General features: G+C 42.0%; 26 protein-coding genes and 2 tRNA genes. 9 read left to right on the top strand and 19 right to left on the bottom strand.

The features are described 5' to 3' along the window. Nucleotide 1: 1 nt before the first annotated feature. The 13 genes from P0M11_RS04200 to P0M11_RS04140 all read right to left on the bottom strand — a co-directional run bounded on the left by P0M11_RS04200 (nt 2) and on the right by P0M11_RS04140 (nt 11550). Entirely contained in the window at nt 2-943 is a 942-nt protein-coding gene (locus tag P0M11_RS04200) for a hypothetical protein (protein ID WP_275624592.1), read from the bottom strand. Further along, nucleotides 940-2448, bottom strand: coding sequence for a class I SAM-dependent DNA methyltransferase (locus P0M11_RS04195; RefSeq protein ID WP_275624591.1), 1509 nt, complete (start codon nt 2446-2448; stop codon nt 940-942). The genes P0M11_RS04200 and P0M11_RS04195 overlap by 4 nt, the downstream gene beginning before the upstream one ends. Nucleotides 2449-2762: 314 nt before the next feature. Further along, nucleotides 2763-3008, bottom strand: coding sequence for a hypothetical protein (locus P0M11_RS04190; protein ID WP_275624590.1), 246 nt, complete (start codon nt 3006-3008; stop codon nt 2763-2765). Nucleotides 3009-3097: 89 nt separating this feature from the next. After that, nucleotides 3098-3691 (bottom strand): recombinase family protein, encoded by a 594-nt coding sequence (locus tag P0M11_RS04185; RefSeq protein WP_275624589.1) that lies wholly within the window; start codon nt 3689-3691, stop codon nt 3098-3100. Between the two features lie 41 nt (nt 3692-3732). Then, entirely contained in the window at nt 3733-4272 is a 540-nt protein-coding gene (locus P0M11_RS04180) for an antirestriction protein ArdA (RefSeq protein WP_275624588.1), read from the bottom strand. 354 nt (nt 4273-4626) lie between these two features. Then, a complete protein-coding gene (locus P0M11_RS04175) occupies nt 4627-6183 on the bottom strand; it encodes a hypothetical protein (RefSeq protein ID WP_275624587.1) in 1557 nt (518 codons plus the stop codon). Nucleotides 6184-6317: 134 nt separating this feature from the next. Next, the gene (locus tag P0M11_RS04170) at nt 6318-7121 is read right to left on the bottom strand and encodes a phage Gp37/Gp68 family protein (protein WP_275624586.1); all 804 of its coding nucleotides are present in this window, start codon (nt 7119-7121) and stop codon (nt 6318-6320) included. 116 nt (nt 7122-7237) lie between these two features. Further along, nucleotides 7238-7516: a helix-turn-helix domain-containing protein gene (locus P0M11_RS04165; RefSeq protein WP_275624585.1), complete on the bottom strand. Its 279-nt coding sequence runs from the start codon at nt 7514-7516 to the stop codon at nt 7238-7240. 84 nt (nt 7517-7600) lie between these two features. Beyond that, complete coding sequence (locus tag P0M11_RS04160) at nt 7601-8293, bottom strand: hypothetical protein (RefSeq protein WP_275624584.1); 693 nt, start codon at nt 8291-8293, stop codon at nt 7601-7603. A gap of 1 nt (nt 8294) precedes the next feature. Further along, nucleotides 8295-9566 carry a site-specific integrase gene (locus P0M11_RS04155; protein WP_275624583.1) on the bottom strand — a complete coding sequence of 424 codons (1272 nt, stop codon included), beginning with the start codon at nt 9564-9566 and terminating at the stop codon, nt 8295-8297. Nucleotides 9567-10092: 526 nt separating this feature from the next. Beyond that, nucleotides 10093-10167 (bottom strand) — tRNA-Val (locus P0M11_RS04150). A 36-nt stretch (nt 10168-10203) separates the two neighbouring features. Next, nucleotides 10204-10278: transfer RNA gene (locus P0M11_RS04145), tRNA-Val, on the bottom strand. A 33-nt stretch (nt 10279-10311) separates the two neighbouring features. Continuing rightward, the gene (locus tag P0M11_RS04140; RefSeq protein ID WP_275624582.1) at nt 10312-11550 is read right to left on the bottom strand and encodes a folylpolyglutamate synthase/dihydrofolate synthase family protein; all 1239 of its coding nucleotides are present in this window, start codon (nt 11548-11550) and stop codon (nt 10312-10314) included. Nucleotides 11551-11648: 98 nt separating this feature from the next. Between P0M11_RS04140 and P0M11_RS04135 the strand changes: the two genes are divergently transcribed. Genes P0M11_RS04135 through P0M11_RS04120 form a run of 4 tightly spaced genes read left to right on the top strand, consistent with a single transcriptional unit; the run spans nt 11649 to nt 15457 of the window. After that, on the top strand, nt 11649-12989 hold the full coding sequence (locus tag P0M11_RS04135; RefSeq protein WP_275624581.1) for a TolC family protein: 1341 nt from the start codon (nt 11649-11651) through the stop codon (nt 12987-12989). Nucleotides 12990-13014: 25 nt separating this feature from the next. Further along, a complete protein-coding gene (locus P0M11_RS04130; protein ID WP_275624580.1) occupies nt 13015-13605 on the top strand; it encodes a SprT-like domain-containing protein in 591 nt (196 codons plus the stop codon). Between the two features lie 2 nt (nt 13606-13607). Further along, entirely contained in the window at nt 13608-14690 is a 1083-nt protein-coding gene (locus tag P0M11_RS04125; RefSeq protein WP_275624579.1) for a mannose-1-phosphate guanylyltransferase, read from the top strand. 59 nt (nt 14691-14749) lie between these two features. Next, nucleotides 14750-15457: a hypothetical protein gene (locus P0M11_RS04120; protein WP_275624578.1), complete on the top strand. Its 708-nt coding sequence runs from the start codon at nt 14750-14752 to the stop codon at nt 15455-15457. On the opposite strand, the gene bcp is transcribed toward P0M11_RS04120, so the two are convergent. Continuing rightward, complete coding sequence (bcp, locus tag P0M11_RS04115; protein ID WP_275624577.1) at nt 15454-15906, bottom strand: thioredoxin-dependent thiol peroxidase; 453 nt, start codon at nt 15904-15906, stop codon at nt 15454-15456. The genes P0M11_RS04120 and bcp overlap by 4 nt on opposite strands. Nucleotides 15907-15938: 32 nt before the next feature. On the opposite strand from bcp, the gene nth reads away from it, so the two are divergent. Then, nucleotides 15939-16556: an endonuclease III gene (gene nth, locus P0M11_RS04110; protein ID WP_275624576.1), complete on the top strand. Its 618-nt coding sequence runs from the start codon at nt 15939-15941 to the stop codon at nt 16554-16556. A 6-nt stretch (nt 16557-16562) separates the two neighbouring features. On the opposite strand, the gene P0M11_RS04105 is transcribed toward nth, so the two are convergent. Then, entirely contained in the window at nt 16563-18356 is a 1794-nt protein-coding gene (locus tag P0M11_RS04105) for a DUF885 domain-containing protein (protein ID WP_275624575.1), read from the bottom strand. A gap of 141 nt (nt 18357-18497) precedes the next feature. On the opposite strand from P0M11_RS04105, the gene P0M11_RS04100 reads away from it, so the two are divergent. From P0M11_RS04100 to P0M11_RS04085, 4 genes are all read left to right on the top strand, one after another. Beyond that, the gene (locus tag P0M11_RS04100; RefSeq protein WP_158065311.1) at nt 18498-18959 is read left to right on the top strand and encodes a hypothetical protein; all 462 of its coding nucleotides are present in this window, start codon (nt 18498-18500) and stop codon (nt 18957-18959) included. Nucleotides 18960-19062: 103 nt separating this feature from the next. Next, nucleotides 19063-19743 (top strand): MotA/TolQ/ExbB proton channel family protein, encoded by a 681-nt coding sequence (locus P0M11_RS04095; RefSeq protein WP_158065309.1) that lies wholly within the window; start codon nt 19063-19065, stop codon nt 19741-19743. Nucleotides 19744-19785: 42 nt separating this feature from the next. Next, nucleotides 19786-20184, top strand: a complete 399-nt coding sequence (locus P0M11_RS04090; RefSeq protein ID WP_275624574.1) for a biopolymer transporter ExbD — start codon at nt 19786-19788, stop codon at nt 20182-20184. Continuing rightward, nucleotides 20184-21056, top strand: a complete 873-nt coding sequence (locus P0M11_RS04085; RefSeq protein WP_275624573.1) for a ferric siderophore ABC transporter substrate-binding protein — start codon at nt 20184-20186, stop codon at nt 21054-21056. Before P0M11_RS04090 ends, P0M11_RS04085 begins: the two co-directional genes overlap by 1 nt. Before the next feature lie 8 nt (nt 21057-21064). Here the strand turns inward: P0M11_RS04085 and P0M11_RS04080 are convergent, their stop codons facing one another. From P0M11_RS04080 to P0M11_RS04065, 4 genes are all read right to left on the bottom strand, one after another. After that, the gene (locus P0M11_RS04080) at nt 21065-21478 is read right to left on the bottom strand and encodes a hypothetical protein (RefSeq protein ID WP_275624572.1); all 414 of its coding nucleotides are present in this window, start codon (nt 21476-21478) and stop codon (nt 21065-21067) included. A 147-nt stretch (nt 21479-21625) separates the two neighbouring features. Continuing rightward, entirely contained in the window at nt 21626-22369 is a 744-nt protein-coding gene (gene fabG, locus P0M11_RS04075; RefSeq protein ID WP_275624571.1) for a 3-oxoacyl-[acyl-carrier-protein] reductase, read from the bottom strand. A 10-nt stretch (nt 22370-22379) separates the two neighbouring features. After that, on the bottom strand, nt 22380-23054 hold the full coding sequence (rsmI, locus tag P0M11_RS04070; protein WP_275624570.1) for a 16S rRNA (cytidine(1402)-2'-O)-methyltransferase: 675 nt from the start codon (nt 23052-23054) through the stop codon (nt 22380-22382). Continuing rightward, nucleotides 23054-24430, bottom strand: coding sequence for a Mur ligase domain-containing protein (locus P0M11_RS04065; RefSeq protein ID WP_275624569.1), 1377 nt, complete (start codon nt 24428-24430; stop codon nt 23054-23056). Before P0M11_RS04065 ends, rsmI begins: the two co-directional genes overlap by 1 nt. Nucleotides 24431-24435 lie beyond the last annotated feature (5 nt).

Genomic DNA, 24435 nt, shown 5'->3' with positions numbered 1-24435 from the left:
CTTATAAATCATTTAATAATTTGTCAAACTCTTCATCACTCTCATCTCCAGGCCATTTTCCAAAAATTTCCGAAGCCCAGTTTTTATTTGCTTTACCCATTATTTGCCTATTTAATTGCTGATCTGTTTTTTCTGCTATAGGTATTTTAGAAAAATATTTGTCCTCTGGCGATACTTTAAATATTCGTTCAATCTCAATAAAGTCTAATCTTCCATTGGCCTTGTAATGTCCCAAACCGTACACAGTAGCATCTGATCCCCAAAATTGTTTAATCTCTGCGTTTAAACTCACATCCTTTAATATACCATACACACTACCCTCAGAAGTATTGATCGTAACTTTTGATTTACTGTGCTGAAGAACATCAATTTTCCCGTTGATGATAATATTTTGAGGCTCCGGGTAATTTTCCTCTAATTTTGTAATCTTATTGAAATCCTTCTTGGTTAAAGTTATTGTGGGGGTAACATTGTTATTAGAGATAATTAATTGCTCGTTTTCGTTTTTAAAAAAAGATTTCAACTCTATGAGGTCTTTCAAGAGAGCTTTATCCAGAAACGGCTTTTCGTCATCCTGCTCATCGAAAGCCTGCACAAACGACATGATAAATAGTGACATTGGCGTCTGGTTAACTAACTCCTCCGCTACCTCAGGTCGAAATACATCCATCTGTATACCTAGAGTATCTGCGAAATGCTGAGATTCACAATTAAGGACCGTACTGCTTTCTCTAATACCAGTCAATCTAATTTGAAGAGCTTTCTCAATATTAGTTTCGGTTTTACCTTTCTTATTTGATATACCTCCTAAGCGGATTTGCAAAGCACCTTTAGCAATTTTATTGATCTTCCCAGCCAAAAGCGCCAATCGATCAAAATCAATTGTTCCTTTAGGCTGGTCCGATTTATCCAGTTTTATATCATATGTTACAACGTTTTTCATAACTCAATACCCACCTTGATTAAATTTTTTCTAATACGTTCCTGCAGTTCAACGGACTTTTCGAAATAGCCTTTAAGGTTTTCTGAGATTGCCGCTACTTTTTCTTCGTAAGGGATTCCGTCGTCTTCCACATCTTCAGTCCCCACGTATCGTCCGGGTGTCAGAACGAAATTATTAGCTTCCACCTCTGCCAATGTCGCTGATTTACAAAAGCCCTGAATGTCTTCGTAGTTGCCGTCTTTATTACGCCAGTTATGATAGGCATTTGCGATCTGAGCAATGTCCGCATCATTAAATGCTTTATTCTTACGACTTGTCATGTGACCTATCTTCCGTGCATCAATAAACAGTATTTCACCTGAGCGATCACGGAATTTATGGTTGGTTCGGTTGCGTGCCAGGAACCATAAGCACGCCGGTATCTGGGTATTGAAAAACAGCTGTGTAGGAAGGGCGACCATACAGTCGACCAAACCTTCGGTAATCATCTGCTTTCTGATCTCACCTTCGGAACCCGCGGTGGTCGTCATCGAACCATTTGCCAAAACAATCCCTGCAGTTCCGGTTGGTTTCAGCTTATTGACAAACAATTGAAGCCAGGCGTAATTTGCATTTCCTACCGGTGGGACACCGTATTTCCACATGTGGCTGTCCTGCAGCTGTTCGCCGCCCCAATCTGAAATATTGAAAGGCGGATTGGCCATGATAAAATCTGCTTTCAAATCTTTATGACGGTCGTTGTGAAATGTATCACCCAATTCTATTTTAGCATCAATGCCACGAATTGCCAGATTCATTTTTGCCAGTTTATACGTCGTAGGATTACTTTCCTGACCGTATACTGCGATGTCGCCAATCTTTCCTCCGTGGGCTTCAAGAAATTTTTCACTCTGAACGAACATGCCCCCGCTGCCGCAGCATCCGTCATATATTCTACCGTTGTATGGCTCCAACATTTCGACCAGTAGTTTTACAATGCTATCTGGTGTGTAGAACTGGCCGCCTCTTTTTCCTTCTGCATCAGCAAACATACCGAGGAAATATTCGTAGACACGGCCAAGAAGATCCTTGCTGCTGTGGCCCTTTTCCTTGAAACCTATATTCCCGATGAGGTCTACCAATTCACCAAGCCGTTTTTTATCTAATGCCGGTCTTGCGTAATCTTTCGGCAAAACTCCCTTTAAGGAAGGATTGTCTTTTTCGATCGCATCCATTGCATCATCGATGTCTTTCCCAATGCTAGGAAGCTTTGCCCGCTGATGCTGAATATAACTCCAACGCGCGGAAGGTGGAACATAGAACACATTCTCCGCTAAATACTCGTCTTTATCTTCTTCATCAGAAAGCTTATCGTCCTTCAGCTGATTGTATAAATCTTCAAAACTGTCTGAAATGTATTTTAGGAAGATGAGGCCCAATACTACATGCTTGTATTCGGCCGCATCCATATTATTGCGTAATTTATCGGCAGTTGCCCAAAGTGTTTTTACTAGTTCCTGATTCATTTTAAAGATATTTTTTTGTTACTGCAGTTCATGTGGATTTTGCAAAACACCACCTATTATTTTATATAAGTGTGAATATCAAATATAACAAAATTAGTGAGATCAACTTTACCTTAGTGTTGCTAGGTTGGAAATTTTCTACCCGCTCGGAATTTGAAAGGCGGCCAAGATAACCGTGCATAACATCAATAATTTAAGTAACACACCAAAATTTTTTCAATCTCAGATGTTTACTGCATTTCACTCGGTATAACCTAAAGATTAAATGCTCTAATACAGTTTTTTCTATAAGAAGGTATTACCTAGATCAGGAATCAGTGAGACTCACAGACTTGGTTGGTTATTATTTCTGTAGCTACCTCTTTAGTGAGAATTTCACCTATTTCACGTAGCGAATCTTCATCACTATAAATGCCATTGCTGTCATTCCAGCAGAGCCAATCAATAAGTTCCTGTCTTGTCCAGGAATTTAGGGTTTTGCATAGATCTTCTCCATGTAGTTCCATGATTTGGTAATATGGATGACTGCGTTTTTCTTCTTCTGTAATATATATACTCATAACTTTAATATTTAGATTTTTTGTGTAAGAGGTGAATATACTAATATTATAGCCTCGAAATAATATTTATGTAGTTTTAAGAGGAATCATCACCGATCCAGTTTTTTTCTAACTTTCTGTACAGTTCCCAAACTAACATTGCATAATTTTGCCGTATCACGTAGTGAATGTCCCTTTTTCAGGCACTTGATCACTTCTGTATACTTCGATAGAAAGACTTTATCTGATTCCACAGACCCTTTTTCCCTCCCTTTGTAAACTCCTTTTGCCTTCGCAATTGCGATTCCTTCCCGCTGACGTTCGAGCATGGTTTCACGTTCCATTTCTGCAATGCTTGCCATGACGGAAATAATTAGGTTGAATGCCGGATTCTCTTTTCCCTTGACCATCGATTCAAGACCAAGATTGTCAACTTTAAGCACAACCTTTTTCTTTTTGAACAGTTCCAGTGTAGTCAGAATGTCGTACAGGTTACGGCCAAGGCGATCAATGGAAGATACCGAAACATAGTCCACCGATCCATCTTGGATTTTTTGCAGCAGTTTTTTACCTTCTGTACGCTGCGCAAAAGGAATGGTTCCGCTGACAACATCCATAAATACTGTTTCTTCTGATATTGATTTAGCTTCCTGTCTTCCAGCTTTTTGGTTCGCAGTGGAGACCCTTATATATCTTGCTTTCATATGATAAAAGCACCCCACCGAAGCAGGGCACATATATATAGTTAAACATTTCTGAAGTAATATCCGTTGCTTGTGGAATAATCCATCATAATATCACGTGCTGTACGTTCCCAATCTATATAGATGTATGAGGGTAGATCCTTTGGTAAGGAACAGGTTTCGATCAGCAACTCTTCGGCAAAATCTTCATCAGAATCATATTTTCCGGAATAACTTTCCTCAATATGTTCTAAAATTTCGTCTATAGAGTTAAAAGATCCGCAGCAGTCGGCATACGCTTCGATAATTTCGAGATCATAACCTGATTCCTGTATCCTTACCCATACTTCGTAAATTTCGCTCGAAATATGTGATTCGGACACTAACCCCAAACTTTGGAAAAGTGGGCTGATTTCCCAGTCCTGTATCATGAATTCGGGATCTTCCTCGTCCTTGTGGAGTTCCCGCATTGCGGCAAGCAATTCATCATAATCTGAATAATCAGACAGGTTTAACCATTTCCCGAAAAGAGATCCTTCGTTGTACTTGCAATAAGTACCGACATAGACGGACATATCCGTCAGATTTTTTAAATTTGCCATTGTAAGTAAATTTTTAATTAGCATTAAGGTTTATTTTACACTGCCCATTCAATATTTCCCGTATTGGTGGGCATTTTTTATTGTCCAGTTATCGTGCCAACTGTGCTAAAAATAGGAAGAGTTATAAATAATACACTTTAAATCCTTTATTTTCGTGTTTCGGGCGGTCTTTAAATATGTTACAAATAACTCATGCCCTAAAAATATGAGCATGTTTCTGCCCGAAAAAAATGGTTCAGCGAGGTGGGGGTACGCGGAAAAACCTTCTCGCTTCAGGGTTCTTTGGGTATTAGTGGGTTCTGTTCCGAGATGTATAAACGAAAAACCCCGCATTAAGCGGGGCAATAAAAGAACTTAGGCTGCCGGTATGTACACCGGTCGATCATTCCATTCTTGCTTTTCAAAATTAGGAGGCATCCCATCTGAGAACTCGATCATCAGTTCTGCTACTGAATCATGTAATTCATCAAACCAGAACCAGGTTGTTGCGATCGAATCATGAACCGTGAAAATCGGCATATCAGGATATTTTTCTGCAATACGCTTCGTTACAAAATCCAATACACATTCCGCCTCATAATGTTGCAGCAGTTTAGGAAACTTCTTATACGAATCCTTGCTATTAGGCGAAGTTTTCAGAATCTCCATAAATCCGCACAGCATTGGAAAGGTCTGTTTGAATTTTTTATAGTATTCGGATGGCTTGGTCAGTGGTGTATAGAGCAACTGCATCGAAACCTTTTTCATCAGATCTCTTTTGGTTTTATAATATTTAGTCTCCGTTATTTCTCTATTGGCATTATAGAACCTGCCGCTGTAGAACTCATTGCCATACTGGTCAGTCGACGGTTTGATATCATCAAAAACATCCGCAAGAAATTCGTAATATCTGCCCGACAAAACAGCCTCTTTAATCTTTTCAAATTCTTCCGCAAACGCCCTGTCAGAAGCATATTCGGACAAAGTGTGTAAGATGGTACTCCAAGTACCTCTATATATTCTTCTACCTATCCTCCCTATTCTATCACCCTCATTACCTTTCAAATCTACTTTTAGGGGTTCTTTCAGGATTTTTTCGATCATCAAAATCAGAAAATAAGGTTGCGAATTCTTGATATCCAATCCAATAATGTTCTCATTCTGATAGTAGATATAGTTTCTAATCCGCTTCGACAGATTGGTAAGATTGGTGTGAAGCCTATAGTCAGACTTTATATCTCTACTTACTCGAAAATTCTGTTCCGAAAATTCAAAAGCACTATAGTAAAAGTTTCGGGCTTTTTGGTAGTCGGCATCCTGCACATCTTCATCCGAGTATTTATTTACAGTAAAAATGTTGGTATTTTCCTCCAAAAACCTTTCATAATCGATATGCAGACCATGATCAAACCATTGGACGAGATGGGGGCAAGATTCTACCGCCCTGTTGACTTTCGCGATCTGCTCACTGCCAATCGAAATTGAACCACGGGGGAAGCTGAAATATTCGGCCGAAATTGGTATGGATCCTAATTCATTAATTTTGGCCCAATTATACCGGTACCTGTTGCATTGATTTCTCCTGTTGTCATAGTTCCGTTTTTTAATTATTTCGATCTTAAGAAAATAATTAAAGTACAGATTATAATTCCGGCTGATTTTTCTGAGATTTTGGGAAGCCAGCGGAATATAATTCTGAAAATACTGCTGATCTTTTTTTCGGGTGGGGATACTCGAAATAAGTGACAGGAAATACAGCGCTATTTCTGGTTTGAAATTCTTGAATGGAACTTCTTCCTCTACCTTGCTTACCAGGTAGTAGGCTATTGGTGTAGGCAGTATTACCTTCCAATTCAACTCCTTGACATACAGCGATCTTGCGCTCATTTTGCGACCTCCTTTTTTAATGGTCGCTTTTTTTAAATTTTTCATAATATTATTTTATTGATTTATTTGCAACCTCCTCTTTGGTGGTCGCATTATTTTAATTTTGTAGATCACCACACTACGATGCACCTCGCCTTGATTAAATTTATTTTAGTGTGGATTTCTGCATTAATTTCTTTTTAATCCCACTCAAATGGTAATTCTCCAAAGTGAGGATCTACTACACATGGATTTTCACGATACATTTTGCCATTGATCTGACAACCGCCTTTTGCGTAGTCGGGATGTCCCTTATATTGGGTAGGATCACTTGGATCGGGATTGAACCTGCTTAAGCCCCATTGTTTGAAAAAAAATGGCACGTTCTGATCCTCGCAGTTTTTCTTGATTTTTAGTATCCAGTCTTTTTTAATCGGACGAATACCAGATCCTCTTCCGTTCTCACCACCGACAATGACCCAGTCAATACCCTCAAGATTCAGATCAGGTAACTCCTCGATGAGTGGCTCCACGGAAAGAAACTTGTTTTTTGCACCACATTTCCGCAGCCTGTCAATCTTTCGAATGCTTACACAACTTCCGACTGATACACCCATCCAAATATTTTCAGTCCACGTTAATTCAGGAGATAGCTCCAAGAGAATTGCATCCCTTTTAGTCAAAACCTGATAGGTATGCCTCGGGGTTTCATTCATCACTTGGAAAATCTGCTGTAGGAACTCCAGCTTCATATCTTTGTGAAACAGATCCGACATACTGTTGACGAATACCAATGTTGGCTTTTTCCACTTGAAAGGTTCTTTGAGGGCATTTGGATGTTCAGCGAATACATCAAAACCTTGGAGGTATTTACCACTGCCTTTCATCTGCAAAGAATCAGTAAGGATCTTTGCATAACAATTGTCACACTCTTTGGAAATTACAGTGCATCCGGTCGTTGGATTCCACGTTTTTTCAGTCCATTCTATTGTACTTTCACTCATAATATTTTTGTTTTTTGGCACAGCAGTAGCCATACACGACCGATGGGAAGTGCTGTACAGTTAATAATCAGTTAATTAGGGGAAGGGTTGCGGCAGGGATATGATGCCGCTACAGCTTAGGAAGCAGCTTTGAGTTTGGCAATAACTTCAGATCGGGCATAGTATACCCTATTTCCTATTTTGGTATGATTTAGAATCCCTGATTTTGACCAATTGTGAAGAGTAGATAACGATACTTTGAGCTTCTGAGCGGTTGCCTCTCTTGTATAGAATTCGTCGTCCCTTCCGGAAGTACTACACGCACATCCTTGTTCTACCGCATCTGAAATAGCCTGCTTAAGGAGCCTTTGAAAATCGTCTACCGACAATTGAGAAATTTGTAAAATTGCATTCATAATTTTTATTTTTAAATATTATGATGCAAACATACGGAACGCAACATGCTGATTATCATCAGTTATTTCCGATCATCGGAAATATTAGATAGCAAAAAGATTGTTAAAGTTATTTTCTCGTGCAGCGGTGGTACATTTACGAAGAGTGCGAAATCCTCTTTCTTCTTCAATTTTCTGCAAAACTTTCGTATTGATGTAATTCATTTCATATAGCCACTGTGCAAACTTCAAGTGCGGAACATTATGAATAATTCCCTCTTCCTTCATCCTTTGAAATAGGTAAGAAATATCAACGTAGGGGTCAATAATGTTGCTAGCCATATATTTTTCAAATGGTGCGTAAAAAACATCTGAGGTAAAAACAATTAAACCCTCTTGATGACTATTTGCAAAATCTGTTGCGAAAAGATCTGGGAATATTAGGCGGTAATATTCGTAAAGATACCCTGCTATCTTAGTATTGAAGATAGCCAATTCATTAATTGTAATTATCTGATTATGATCCAAAGCGCCAGATAACTTACACGAACTATAAAATGCAGACGAGGAGCGCAATTCAATTAGTAGGCTATTGAGATAAGTTTTGAATGATAAATCTGTTAATTTTTTGCTATTCTGACGAATTTCATCCCTGATCCCGACATGTCGCAATTTAAGTTCCTCTAGCAAAATAGTGTGAAAAGTTGTATCACCTATCTTTATAGAGATAGAATGGATTAACAAATCAACACTAGGTAGATCTGAAATAAAATATCTTGTAAATAGTTCTTCATTCATATTACTTCATGTCCTTATTCCAATGCTCAGCCAGTTTATTAATATGCTGTCTATCGGTCGTTTTTACGTAATCTAAAAATTGAGAATGTTTTTTATGGCCTGTAATAGCCATTATAGTAAGATCTTCTAACTTGCCGTATAAGTTTGTCACGAAGGATCTGCGACAAGTATGTGATGAGATGAGTTCATATTTTGGATAATATCCCTTCACCTTCCGATTAGTAGTAGAATCTTTCTTTGCACCCAAAATCACCTCATCAATCCCTGCAAGTTGGCAAACCTGTTTTATATATTCATTAAACCGCTGTTCACTGATTTCAGGGAAACGATTACTACGTCGTTCCACAATAGCTTTTACTTGCGGATGTAGTGGAATCTCTACAAATTTATCAGTTTTTTCAATTTCTGAAATTTTAATTGTGTTGTTAGAAATTTCGAAAGAGTTAATTCTTTTAAGATCAGAGAGTCTCAAACCTGTCCTCAGACCAACTAAAAATAAATCCCTCACATTTTCAAGCCGCTTATTTGCGCTGAAATCCATATTATATAATCTATCTATTTCGTCTTCGTTTAAATAGGTATCAATTGTTTCTCCCGATCTGTAAGTAAACCTAGGGGATTCTACTTCAGGATGTGTTTGGTATCCCATCTGCTGAGCAGCACGTACAAACTGTCTAATATGGCCTATAAACTTCTTGATAGTTTCGGCCCCATAAGGAGTGCAGACCTCCAGTAAGTAGTGGAGGAAATCATTATGAAAATAAAGATCCACTTCTGATATACGAAGTTTACGCTGTGAATACTCTTCATACTGCCGCAACATGTTTAACGTATATTTATACCTGGTAATAGTCTTTTTATCCAATTTCTTTCCGGTAATAGGATTAATCTGTTGCTTGGCCTTATCAATGTAGAACTCAATAAAAGGAGTTAAGAAAAATCTTATATCGGAATTATCGTCGGCACGTTGGTGGAAGCTGTCAATAATTTTTGATAGCCACAGTTTATCTATGGTATTATTCTTGGGGAAATCTTCCTTAAATCGGTCAATAATCATTGTTTCTAAAGCGCTGACCTGCTGCTTTACTTTATCCGCTTTTAAGGTAATTGTACTTTTACTTTTTTTGCCAACAGCTACTCTCTTGAATACGAACTCGTCAGAATCTAGAAAGATGTTAGTTTTAGCGGAAAGGTCAATCTTGTTGTGATAAAACCGGACATTGAGATTGACAGGAAACTTATTGGAATATACTTTGAACTCTACATTTGCCATATTCCCCATTCACATCAAAAATCATTCCCGATTTACTCCCGACTTAAATTTATATCATATACGATCACTTTACATGTATTTATATGTAATTATCTGTACAACAGCACATATAGTTAGAGATTACAGACAACAGAAATCATTAAAGTATAATTGGCTATATCCGTCCGGGGTACTTAAAAATTGCTGTTAATCTCTGATTAGCAGCTTTTTTGTTTTTAGGACCTACCCCATCGTTATAATTGAATGGCGGCTGCAGTGCAGCAACTGAACAAAAATCAAAAACTTCAGAATCCAATTACGCGGAGTAAAAGACAGGTCCTTCTTCCTCTACAGACTTACCACACTTTTTGCCTAATCCCCCAGGTTTTGTTCCTGATCCGTTTTATACCTGATCCTAGAAATGTTAATTTATAGTGATTAGAATGGGTAACCTAAGAAATTTTTGGGTAACCAGGAGGGTAACCTAAAAAAGATATATTTGAAAGGTAGACATAAAAAAACCTTCTCAATTTCTTGAAAAGGTGTGTGAGCAGTACTGGGCTCGAACCAGTGACCTCTACGATGTCAACGTAGTGCTCTGAACCAACTGAGCTAACTGCCCTAAAATAAAAAAATCTCAGATTTCTCTGAGATTTTGTGGGTCCTGAGGGATTCGAACCCCCGACCCTCTGGGTGTAAACCAGATGCTCTGAACCAACTGAGCTAAGAACCCTTGTTTTTGGTGTTGCAAATATACAAGCTTTTTTTATTTCTGCAAATTTTTTTGCAGAAAATCTCCCACTACAAAGTTGCTGCCGCCTATGAAAATCATTTCTTCCGGCCTAACATTTTGTAACGCAGCATTATATCCTTCCTGGACATTCTGAAATATTCTGTAATTTATTTTTGCACTTTCCAGCATGTCCCGGTACTCCAGTGGATTTCGTCCCCGTTCGATGTCTGGTTTAACAAAATAATAGGTAGCGTTTTGGGGCAAAATTCTTAAAACCTCATCAATCTTCTTGTCATTAACAAACCCCAACACGATATGTTTATGTCTTTCCATACTGTTTAGCTGGCTGAATACCTCCGTCAGTCCCGCCTGGTTATGCGCAGTATCGCAAACTGTAAGCGGATTGTCAGAAAAAATAAACCACCTTCCTGTAAAACCAGTATTTCTTTGAACATTCATCATACCTGTTTCCAGATGCTCAGGCTGGATATGATAACCAATCTTACGGAGCTCTTCCACCAAAGCAAGGGTTACTTTGATATTTTTCTTCTGATAATTACCGGCCAGGTCGGAAGTTAAGTTGGTAGATATCAGTGTCGCATCAATGAGCGGGGCATCCATTTGCATAGCTTTCTGCTCCACGATCGCTTTTACCGCCGGGTTTTCATCTCCACAAATAACCGGAGTCTGATTCTTGATGATGCCGGCTTTTTCCATTGCGATGGCTTCCACGGTATCGCCCAGGATGTTTTGGTGATCCAAAGCCACATTTGTTATGGCACTAACTTCAGGCCGTATAATATTGGTAGAATCTAAACGGCCACCCAAACCTACTTCGATGATTGCCACATCCACATTGTTCTGATAAAAGTACTCGAAGGCCATCACCGTGGTAAACTCAAAAAATGAGGGACGTATGTCTGTTGGCAGCGATTTCAGTTTCTGAATAAACCCATATACAAATTCACGCGAACAGTTTCTGCCGTTTATTTTTATCCTTTCGGTAAAATCAATGAGATGGGGAGAGTTGTAAAGGCCTGTTTTATAGCCGGCTTCCTGCAGTACGGAAGCCAGCAGATTGCTGGTTGAACCTTTCCCATTAGTCCCGCCGATATGTACCGTTCTTATTTTTTCCTGTGGATTGCCGAAAAACTCACACAGTTTTGTTATATTTTCCAATCCCGGCTTATAGGCCTTCTTACCTTCAATCTGATAATTCGGTGCCTGTACAAAAAGCCATTCTACAGCCTGCTGATATTCTTCATTTGTCATTTGGCAAATTTCAAAAAAGATTCCATTCAAAAGCCAAACTTCAGACCGAAATTGTAACATTTTTGCTCATACAACGTCTAATCGAACTAAATTAGGGAATGAAAAAAGTACTTTTTTTGGCTTTGGGCTGTGCTTTCGTAGGATTGAGCGCCCAAAAAAAGTGGACTTTGCAGGAAGCAGTCGCATATGCAGTTCAGAACAACCTCCAGGTCATCAGTTCGCAAAACAACCAAAGGTTACAGCAAAATTCCCTGAGCATCGCCAAACGGGAGTACCTGCCCTCTGTTGCGGGCAACATTAACAATAATTTTTCTTTTGGTCAGGGTCGCGATTTTTTCGGAAATACCCAGCGTAATGATAATTTTACGAACAGTGCCAATATAGGTGCAGATATGCTGCTCTTCAATAACGGACGTATTGAGAAAAACATTCGTCGCACAGAGTTTGAACTGGAAGCAGCAGGTTATGATGTGGAGCGTATAAAAAATGACATTTCACTTCAGGTAGCCCAGCAGTACCTTCAGATTATGCTGAATAAGGAAGTTGAAAAAATTGCCCAGAGTTCGCTGGAGAATGCCACCAAACTTCTGGACCGCGCCAGAATTACCACTGAAGTCGGCACCACCGCGAGAACTGTACTCGCCGAAGCTGAAGCCGCAGTATCCCGGGAAAATCAGAATTTAAAGAATGCGGAAATAAATACAGACAGAAGTCTGTTTGCACTGGCCCAGCTGCTTCGCCTAACCGATTACAAGAACTTCGATGTGGCTGAGGTAGATGTCGAACAGAAACCAGAGGCACCGCTTTATTCGGCCGCAGATATTATAGAGACCGCATTCGGTAACCAACCGCAGATTAAAGCTGCAGAAAGCCGCATAAAAGCCGCAAAGGCGCAGACCGAAATTACGGAGACAGCTTTCTGGCCCACAGTTTCGGCAAGTGCAGGCATTGGATCCTCTTATTTCAATTCCCTGGTGAAAAGATATGACCAGTTTGGCAATATCGTAAAAGACAGAACTTTCTTCCAGCAATATCAGGATACCTTCGGACAGCAAATCGGCGTTTCGGCGAACATCCCTATCTTCAATAAAGGGATAACAAGACTGCAGGTGGAACAAAGCCGCATCAATGAACAAATCGCTCAGAATTCGCTGGAGATCCAACGACAGGAAGTTCTTCAGAATGTTCAGAGGTCCCAGTTTGATGCCGAATCCAGCTATGAATCATACCTTGCCGCTCTTGAAACTGAAAAAAGTACAGCCCTGGCACTGGATTTTACGGAGAAAAGCTATGCCGCAGGCCGCGCTACTATTTATGATGTAAATGTGGCGAGAAACAATTATGCAAATGCCCAGGGCTCTGTAGCACAGGCCAAATACAATTATATCTTCAGCCTGAAACTGCTTAATTTCTATGCCGGCATCCCAATTACCCTTTAAACACTGAGGCCGGAAGGCGTATACCATGTCTATTACCGTCTTGGAAAATTATCTGCCACCTGATGCGCTGGCCAGTTTGCAGGAATGGTTCGGAAACCACCGTATCCATATCAGAATTACACGGAGTCGCACCAGCAAATTGGGTGATTACCGCAAAATGCCGGATGGCAGTCACCAGATTTCTGTAAATTCAAACCTGCAGCCACACCTTTTTTTCTTTGTGCTTACACATGAGCTGGCTCATCTGGTAGCCTTTGACCGATATGCCGGCAGGATCACTGCACATGGTCCCGAATGGAAAAAAATATTCAGCGACATGCTTATTTCGAGTATCAGGGTATATCCTGAGGATTTGCAACCAATTATCTTACGCTTTTCCCGCTCACCCAAGGCAAGTTTTACAGCCAGTCCGGAACTGGTTAAATATTTCCATATAGAAGATGTAAAAGATGAAACCTGCTACCTTGATGACCTGGCTCTGAATGACCGGTTCACTTACCGTAAGAAGATATATGTCATAGAGCAGAAGCGAAATAAAAACTATATTTGTGTGCAACTGGAAAGCGGTAAAAAATACATTTTCAAGCCCTTGGCCAGAGTAGAAAAAATAAGCTAAGCATGTTAAAATCAGACAATTACTGCGTAATTATGGCCGGTGGCATTGGAAGCCGTTTCTGGCCTATGAGTACGCAGAAGTTTCCCAAGCAGTTTCAGGATATTCTGGGTACCGGCCGTACAATGATCCAGCAAACCTTTGACAGGATAAGCCAACTGCTGCCGCCCGAAAACATTTATGTGATCACCAATAAGGAATATGCAGAACTCTCGAAGTCCCAGCTTCCGGAAATCCCGGCTGAGAATATTGTTGGTGAGCCCATGATGAAAAACACCGCGGCCTGCAATATTTATATGGCCAGCAAAATCGCAGCTAAATCACCGGAGGCGAATATCATTGTATTGCCCGCAGATCATCTGATCTTAAAGGAAAAGACCTTTCTGGAGAAGGTAAGTTTTGCGTTCGGCCTGGCATCGGAAAATGACTATCTGATCACTCTCGGAATCACGCCAACCCGCCCCGATACGGGCTATGGTTATATCCAGTTCTTCGATACGGAAGGGGCCGAAGTTTCCAAGGTGAAGACCTTCACAGAAAAGCCCAGCCTGGAAATCGCAAAAACATTCCTTGAAAGCGGTGATTTCCTGTGGAATTCCGGCATCTTTATCTGGAACGTAAGAAGTATATATAAAGCGTTTGAGAATTACCTTCCTGAAATGTGCGAACAGTTCAGTACCTGCGAATACAACTCTGACCGCGAGAACTCCTGTGTGGAACTTATATATCCTAAAGTGACCAAGATCTCAATAGACAACGGAATTCTGGAGCGTGCTGATAATGTGTATGTAATCCCTTCCGATTTGGGGTGGAGTGACCTTGGGACCTGGACCTCTGTATATGAAAATGCGCATAAAGACAGCCATAAAAATGCAGTGAACTCCAAATATGTAATGAGTTATAATTCCACCGGAAATATTGTACGTCTTAAGAACAGCAATAAAGCCGTTGTGATAGACGGGCTGAAAGATTATATCATAGTAGATACCGACAAAGCGCTGCTGATTTGCCCGCGGGCCAACGACCAAAAGATCAAGCAGTACGTTCAGGATATTAAAAATCTGAAGAAAGGCGATAAGTTTATATAGTCACACCAGACAATAAGTTGAAGCCTTATCCGTTTTTTTAATGACGTCATGTCCATCTTATGAAAAAAATTATAACCCTGGCTTCTCTTTTTGCTGCAGTAACTTTCCATTCGCAGGAAAAGAAAGTCCATCTTACTAACGCTGAAAATCTGCTCCTTAAAATAATTCCGGAAGGGAAGATCTCTTCGTGGACAGTGATTTATCATCTGGAAGGAAAGGAGAGGACTCTGCAATCCGAAAACGGATTGCCGTTTGAGAGCCAGGGAAAAGGATTTAAACTTAATCCTCACGGTACGGGATATTATTATATCGCCTATCTTAAGGACGGCGTTATGAAATATATAACCGATGACGCCTCTTTAAAAGCTTTTATTGGCCGTATTGACAACGGTGAAGAAGCTGCACTTTCCGCACTTGCACACGGTTATCAGATCGATTTTGAATTCAAGGATTATGCGGCCAACTATCAGGATAAAGGCAGCTATTTTATTGTAGATGCCGGTAAAGAGACTTCATCGGAATGCCCGCTGGCCAGAACACATTATACCATGCATGTGGATAAGATGACCGGCGCCGTGTCCGCGGAAAAGGATTTAGGACCCTATTTTGAACTGTATGGTAAGGAATGCACGAACAACCCTCATTACAGTGCCCTGGATAAGCAGATGGAAGAAGCCCGGCTGCGTGCGGAGGAGCAAAAGAGGATACAGAAAGAGATGACCAAAAAAATGGAAAAAAAGGTGCGCAAACAGCAGCGGCGCAACTAAACTCCTTCTAGGATCTGCCTTGCGGCTTCCCTGGACTTTACCTTGTCAATCCTACGGATGCAGATACCGTTTTCATCAAAGATAAATGTGGTGCGTACAATACCGAAATAAGTTTTGCCAAAAGTTTTCTTTTCCTGCCAAACTCCAAATTTCTCAATGATATCGCGCTTCTCATCAGCAATGAGGTCATATCCCAGATTATTTTTTGTGTGAAAATTCTTCTGCTTCTTTACTGAATCGGCGGATATGCCAAGGACCTTATAGCCGGCACTCTGTAATTCATCAAGATGGTCATTCAGATTGCAGGCTTCCACTGTACAGGTAGGCGTATTTGCCTGAGGATAAAAAAACAGAACGGATTTGTAGCCCCGGAAATCCAGACTGGAAACCGTTTCATCCTCCTGATTAACCGCTGTAAATTCCGGTAAATGATCGCCCACATTCAACATAATAGCTAATTTTGTTCAAATTTAACTTTAAAATGACGAAAAAGCAAAGGGCTGCCATTGTAATCTCGGAACTCGAAAAACTGTATCCAACGGTTCCGGTTCCGCTGGACCATAAGGATCCGTTTACGCTGTTGGTAGCCGTCGCGCTATCGGCGCAAACTACAGACCGAAAGGTAAACGAAATCACCCCTGCTCTATTCGCCGTGGCAGATACTCCTTTTAAGATGCAGAAGCTGGACGTTTCCGAGATTAAGGAGCTAATAAAAGAGATTGGTCTGGCCAACCAGAAAGCCAAAAACCTGAAACGGATGTCTGAACTTTTGATAGAGAGGCATGGCGGTGAAGTTCCTCATACATTTGAGGAGCTGGAGTCTCTGCCCGGCGTAGGTCATAAAACCGCAAGTGTTGTGATGAGCCAGGCATTCGGTATCCCGGCATTTCCTGTAGATACGCATATTCACAGATTAATGACACTCTGGAAGCTTACCAGCGGCAAAAATGTAGTGGAAACCGAGCGTGATGCCAGGAAAATATTCCCAAAGGAACTTTGGAATAAACTTCATCTTCAGATCATCTTTTACGGGCGCGAGTATTCTCCCGCACGCGGAAAACGCGAAGGAGACTTCATCACCCGGATGTTAAATCCATAGCTGAATTTATTGTTTGGAAGCCCAAACTTTCATCTTACGGTCCAGAATATCAAGCGGCAGTGATCCCTGGTTCAGTATCTCATCGTGAAATTGCGGTAAACTGAATTTCTTACCCAGCTCCTTTTCATATTTCGTTCTGAGTTCACGTATTTTCAGACTTCCGATCTTATAGCTCAGCGCCTGTCCCGGCATGGCCATGTATCTTTCAATCTCAGCAGTTGCTGCAGCTTCATCGTAAGAAATATTGCTCAGGAAGTAACGGACAGCCTCTTCTCTGTTCATGCGGCCGGTGTGCAGACCAGTATCAACCACTAATCTGACGGCACGAAGCATCTGGTCACTCAGGTATCCCATTTTCTGGTAAGGATCCGTGTATAGTCCTAGTTCAGGGCCCAAGGTTTCACAATAATGGGCCCAACCTTCTCCATAGGAACCCAGCCAGCCAAACCGCATGAACTTTGGCAGTTCCTGGTTTTCCTGCTGCAGGGAGATTTGATAATGGTGTCCCGGAATGGCCTCATGCAGGAAAAGAGATTCCATTCCCGAGGTAACATTGAATCTAGTGGCGTCCGGTATGGGGATATAAAATATTCCCGGCCGTTTACCGTCCGGCGTGCCCGGAACGTACTCGGCGCTGGCGGTCGCTTCACGGAATTTTTCAGTCTGGCGGATCTCAAACGGCGTCTTCGGAGTATGACTGAACATAGCTTTCAGCCTGGGGTTGATTTTCTTAAGAACAGCGTTAAAAGCGTCAATGAGTTCCTTTTCCGTTTTATAAGGCATCGCAGACGGATCTTCTTTCACGTGTGCAATAAACTGGTCAAGATTTCCTGTGAAACCAACCTGCTGCTTCACTTTCTCCATTTCTGCACGCAGCATCGCCACTTCTGCCAGACCCGTCTTATAAATGTCGTCCGGAGCCATAGCGGTGGTAGTCCAGTATCGTGCATAAAACGAGTAAATATCCTTACCCTTGGGCAAGGCATTAATCCCGTCCGTATCCCTTGCTTTCGGCAGATATTCTTTCTCCAGAAAATCACCCATTGCCGTATAGGCCGGAATAATCTTGGTTCTGATCATCTCCACATAAGCAGCCCTGAACTTTTCTCTCTGCTCATTGCTGAAGTTGGATGGAAACCCGCGTACAGGACCGTAAAATATGTTTTTTTCCCACTCGGTAGTAGTGATCTCTGCTGAGCGCATCTGCGAAATCATTTTTACCACGAGTTTCTTAGGCAGTACGATCCCGGTAGCCATGCCTTCACGGAAATTTTCGGTAGCGGCCGTCATCCACAGCGGGAACTTACCTGCACGTTTCAGCCAATCCTCATAATCCTTTTCAGTTTTAAACGGTTGGCTGCCCTGCCCCGAACCAAGCAAAGGAAAATCAAGCGGTAAGCCGCTGAACTGTGTAAAAGGTATATATTCGGGCTTATAGGCGTAGCGTTCAATCCGCGATTTCAGGATAAAATCCAGAACATCATAGACCGTCTTGTCCTCATCAGACAAGTTTCGATAATTCAGCTTTTCCATCTGTTTCTGAACCGAATTGTAAAATGCGATTTCGCCGGAAATATAATCCTTGTCTATATCAATGGCCAACTGGTCATTATACCGGTAATCACCCTGGGCAGTGGCTTCCAGGGGATAAAGTTTAAGATATTGCTCATAATAGTTTGCAGCAATGGAATCTATTTCCAATGGGGTCACCTTTGTAAGTGGTGAGTCGGTTTTCTTGCAGGAAAATGCAAAAGATATAAGACATAACGCAAACAGATATTTCAATGACAGTCGGCTCATCGCAGATTTTTTTCAGCCTTAAATTTACTTAATATTTCTACAATGCCCTGTTTAAAATATTTTGAAAAATAAATTTGTGGTTCAGGCAATTTTTTATCTTTGTGAAACAGTAATATTAACACATTAACTACTTCACCAGCAATGAAAGGGATATTAAAAATTTACCACCCTGAGGAAACGCTTAAGTATCATATTAAAAACACATACTGCAAGGCAGTTTACAGTAACAGCGAACATTTGCTGGAGGTAGAGGTAATTACCGATGAATCCCTGGATCATGTAGACGATGATTCCCTGCAGTACAATTTTCCCCAACTTTCATTGGAGGTCATTGACTTTCCGCTGGAAAACGGAGAAATAGAAGGAAAAACATTCCGTATAGATGATACCGACGAATCCACTTATACCGAGATTGACCTGTATGATGATGAAGAGGCTTATTTGCTGAGCAATGAGCTCACCTTTGAAAAAAACGGCGACGGAATTCTGCAGCTTTGCTGGCAGGGCGAAATTACCGATTTCTACACCGGATCCGACGAACCGGTCCCTTTCAAACTGAAATGTAACTTCAGAGAGGACGAGATTATTGTTGAAGATGAGTAACTTTCATGATAATCGCTGAATTTCCCTAAAAATACTGTAAACACGGGCTTCCTACAATATTAGCCAGTGTTTACCGTTCATTCATTTAACCAAAAAGTATAAGATGTTTTTGCAGACACCAACACAAATTGTGAACACAACTACCGAAACGCATGTTTTTTCCCTTTGGGATGTGCTGTTCAGCGGAGGAATTATAGGAAACTCCATCATGGTTGCCATTTTCCTGCTCGGGCTCCTTGCGCTCTACATTTTCCTGGAAAGATATTTTTTTATCAAACGTGCTTCGCGCCAGACACCTAACTTTCTGGAAAACATCAAGGATTTTGTGCAGGACGGTAAAATACAGACCGCCATGGATTACTGCAGAACCATAGATTCGCCGGAGGCCCGGATGATTGAGAAGGGTCTGGCCAGGATTGGCCGTCCTATTTCCGATATATCAAATGCAATGCAGAACCAGGGCCAGCTGGAAGTTTCGCGACTGGAAAAAAACCTGAACATTCTGGCTTCCGCCTCCGGAGCCGCCCCTATGCTGGGCTTTTTGGGTACCGTTGTGGGTATGATTATGGCCTTTTTTGAAATCTCAAATGTAACCGGTGCAGTGAGTCCCAAGCTACTGGCTTCCGGTATATATACAGCCATGGCTACCACGGCAGTGGGGCTTTTCGTTGGCATACCGGCCTACTTCTTTTACAACATCCTGGTAACAAATGTGGACAGACTTGTACTGAAAATCCAGACTCATGTAAATGAATTTTTAGACGCACTGAATAAACCGCTGTAACCGGGACTTAACTTATTACCGAACATCCAATCCAAATTATTCATGGAGTTAAAGAGGAAGAACAGAGTAAATGCTGAATTCAGCATGGCATCGATGACAGATATTATCTTTCTGCTGTTGATATTTTTCATGATTACGAGTTCCGCCATAAGTCAAAGTGCGATTGACGTCAAACTTCCTACCGCCGATGCCGCAAATCCCTCTGTTCAGGAGGCTACAACCGTCACGATTAAAGCAGACGGCAAATATTATGTGAACGATGCGGAAATTCCCAGAGAACAATTGGAGGATTATCTGGTAAACGCACTGAAGGAAGAAAGTAATCCTGCCTTTACCATTCGGGCAGATGAGAACAGCCGCCACCGCGACGTAGTTTTTGTAATGTCGATCGCCGAGACACACAAATATAATCTCGCAATCGCTACGACCCAGGAAGAATAATGAATTTTGCTGCAAAACATATTGACCACGACCGGAGAAACCGGCAAAAAAGCGCGGTAATCACTTTACTGACGGCTATTCTGGGCTTTCTGCTCATCTATTTCTATAAGTTTACCAAAATCACTGAAACACCGGAAGAGGTGACAACAATGCTCCTCAACTTCGGCGACAACCGTAATGGGCAGGACAGCGAAGATCCTGCTTTCCAGCAGGGAAGCCTGGCTGCAGAAACTGCTCCCGAAACGCAGCCCGTGCAGCCTGATGTTTCACAGTCTCAACCCGCGGCCGAAGTACAGCCAGAACCAGTGAAAACGCAAAGGGTAATTACAGGAACCAATACAAAAGTGACTGCCGCCAGGGATTTGAAAGCGACGAAGCCTGTTTCCAAAACGACCGCAAAAACGGTTACAAAGCCTTCCAATTCAAAAACAGCCTCCTCCAAAGCCACCGTTTCCAATTCAAGAACAGGATCGGGTGACGGAAAAGGTACCGCTGCCATTGGCAATCTCATTGGCGGGCGAAAATCCAACGCGGGTACACAGGGTACTGCGGGAACCACGGGTAATGCGGGGGACCCCCTGGGTGGCGACAGTGATGGTGACAGTAAGATAGGAGTGGACAGAAACCTGATCGGTTTTATTCCGGGAACTATGGGACGCGGGGGCGCTCAACCTTCTCATAACTGTACAGCCAGTGGAACAATCAACATTTCGTATACCGTAGATAAAGCAGGAAATGTGACCCTGGCCAGACGGTCGGGCGGTATCTCCGATGCCTGTGCGGTCTCCACATCAATATCCTGGGTTAAAAGGTATGTGAAGGCTGAGCGTGCCAACACTTCATCTACCGGTACTTATACAATCTCCTTCTAAACCGGTTTTTAAACATCTACACCATTATTGGAGTCAGCAAACTTCTTTAGTTCGGCTAATTTTGACATTACCGGTAATGAAAAAATCTGACTTTCCTGAAGCCACTTCTCATAAAATGTCTGTGCTTTTAGTGCGAAACCAATGTTAGGATCAATGGTGAATTTGTAATAAAATAGATTTCCCAGGAGCTCGTAATAGCCAATCTGATGTGATTTATCTTTAGCTTCAACCCATTGTGACATCTCGGCGGCACTTTTGCCCGCAAGTTCGTCAAAGTCCATTTTAAAAGCATTCCGCATCTGGGTTTCAAAAAGCGTTTGCTCGTCATTTAACTCGCCTTCATTCTTTCCCAACATCATTGTTGCCAGCAGTTCTGAGAACTGCTTTACGATGCGCATTATATAATCTTTGTCGTGTATCATTCTATGATTTTTCTTTTTGTACTGAAAGGGTATCCAGATTAATTAGGATTCCGTTTAAGCCTTTAATTCCACATCATTTCTCACCGGAACAACAAACCCCTTTATCATGGATAAAAGGGGTTATTTAATGTCTTTATGCTTTCGGTATTAAGTAAGCAGACCTCCGCACACGTTCAGAACCTGACCAGTAATATAAGCGGACATATCGCTGCCCAAAAATACACAGGCATTGGCTACATCCTCAGGCATTCCACCGCGTTTCAGCGGAACATCATTCCGCCATTCCTCAATTACTTTCTGGTCTAATGCCGCTGTCATTTCAGTTTCAATGAAGCCTGGGGCGATGGCGTTACATCTTATGTTGCGTGAACCCAACTCCAGTGCAACAGACTTTGTAAAACCAATTACACCAGCTTTAGAGGCTGCGTAGTTGGCCTGACCGGCGTTCCCCTGAATTCCTACTACGGAAGACATATTGATGATGGAACCGTTTTTAGCCTTCATCATGGGCTTTATAACTGCTTTGGTAAGATTGAATACTGAATCCAGATTGGTTTTCATGATGATATCCCAATCGTCCTTACTCATTCGCAGTAAAAGTCCGTCCCTGGTAATGCCGGCGTTATTGATAAGTATGTCTACTTTTCCGAATTCCGCGATAACGTCATCCACAAGTTTCTGTGCAGCGTCAAAATCGGAAGCATCACTCTGGAAACCTTTTATTTTTGTTGTGGAACTGAGTGACTTTTCAAGTTCTGCAGCTTTCTCCACAGATCCGGCATAAGTAAAAGCTACCTGTGCACCCTGTTCTGCAAAACGTTCTACGATGCCCTTGCCAATTCCGCGGGAACCGCCGGTAATCAATGCCACCTTTCCTTCTAATAATCCCATATTCATTTAATTAAATCACGTTGTTGATAATGAGGACAATCTCCCCTTTCAATGTTTTTGTTTTTGAAAACTCAATAAGTTCAGCTATGCTTCCGCGCTTTGTTTCTTCAAACTTCTTGGAAATTTCCCTGCTCAGGCTCGCTTTGGTGTCCTCGCCAAAAAATTCCCGGACCTGCTCCAGAGTTGTATTGATCTTGTGCGGACTTTCGTACAAAATTATGGTTTTTTTCTCTTCTGCCAGTTGCTTAAGCTTGGTTTGCCTGCCTTTCTTTTGTGGCAGGAATCCCGCAAACAGGAATTCATTGTTGGGTAACCCCGAAACTACCAGGGCCGGTACAAACGCCGTGGGTCCCGGCAGGCACTGCATTTCCAAATCCACCTCTGCCGCGGACCTTGCCAACAGATAGCCGGGGTCAGAAATACCGGGTGTTCCGGCATCTGTGATGATAGCGATGTTCATTCCGTCCCGGAGATCATCAATCACCTTTTGGGTAGAATGGTGTTCATTATGCAAATGATAAGATTTTAGAGGTTTTGAAATCTCATAGTGTTTCAGGAGTATGCCGGAAGTGCGCGTATCCTCGCAAAGGATATAATCAACTTCCTTCAGTATCCGTACAGCGCGGAAGGTCATATCTTCCAGATTCCCGATTGGTGTGGGTACAAAATAAAGTATTCCGGACATTAAAGGTCTTTAAAAAGTTTATTCGTGAATTCTTCAAGTCCGGGATCACGGGCACCCATGAGCAAGAGGACTGTTCCCGGCTGAAGTCGGGGCCGGAGTGCCGGCAGCAAATCATTCCTGTTCGCCACAAAATGTGCATTACTGCCTTTTGCCGCCAGATCATCTATAAGATCGCCTGCAGAAATGTCCTTTACCGCCGTACCGCCTGCATAGAAAATCTCACTCATCCAGATTTCATCCTGAGGACGCAATGCGCAGGAAATTTCATCAACAAAATCCTTTCGCAGGAACTTGGTGGGGCCGTAACCGTGGGGCTGAAACCATGCGATCACCTTATGTGCCAATGGCTGACAGGCCCGGATAGAGGCCGCACATTTAGCCGGATTGTGGGCATAATCGTCAATTACCCATACCCCCTGCTTTTCACCCAGAATCTGATGCCGGCGATAGATACCTTCATATCCGGACAATCCCGCAGCGCACTGGTCAAGCGAAATTCCTGCTTTCAGGGCTACTGCGACGGCCGCTGCAGCATTTTCCACGGAATGCTGACCCAGCGCATTCATTTCAAAATTCTGATCTTCAATTGTAAAAAACAATTTTAAGCCCTCCTGTCTGAAATTTCGGGCATTGCATCCTGCTTCCTCATTTTCAAATCCAAAATCATTTACGGCGCTGTCCGACAGCTGTTTCGCCAACGTATTGGATTGATTTACAATAAATAAACTTTTGCAATTATTTTTGAAAACTGTGAAGAGATCCATGAGTTCATCAATTTCCTGATGGTCACGGTCTACATTGAGCAACAGGCCTATTTCCGGCTCATAAAGAACTACGGAACCATCACTTTCATCAGCTTCAATAATAAGCCATTCACCGCTTCCTACAGCAGCATTTCCAATTCTTCCCTCTCTGATGATACTTGTTAATCCGGCTCCGGAAATTATTCCCGGCGAAAGTCCGGCATCGGCGAAAATCTGATAAATCATCGCCGCGGTAGTGGACTTTCCTGAGGTTCCGGCCACTGCTATGGTTTTCCTGCTTTTGGCTATCAGCGCCAACAGTTCGCTTCTCTTAATAATCTGGATACCCAGGTCACGTGCTTTCCTCACCTCAGGCACCGTATCTTCGATAGCGGTAGAAACCACAACCAAATCTGTAGTATCCGTAATTCCGGAACCATCCTGCTCGAAACACAGGATCCCCTCCTCTTCCAGCTGCTCCCTGGTCTTGTTATATTCGTCTTTTTTAAAGTATCGGTCACTGCCGGAAACATTTGCACCAATGCCCCGCATATACTGAGCGACCGCGCTCATACCTACGCCAGCGATTCCAATAAAGAAGATATTCCGGAAACCGGAAATTCCGTTCGTCATGTTGG

It is taken from the genome of Kaistella sp. PBT33-4, assembly GCF_029194425.1.
Lineage (GTDB): Bacteria > Bacteroidota > Bacteroidia > Flavobacteriales > Weeksellaceae > Marnyiella.
This window is presented reverse-complemented; position numbering and strand designations above follow the sequence as displayed.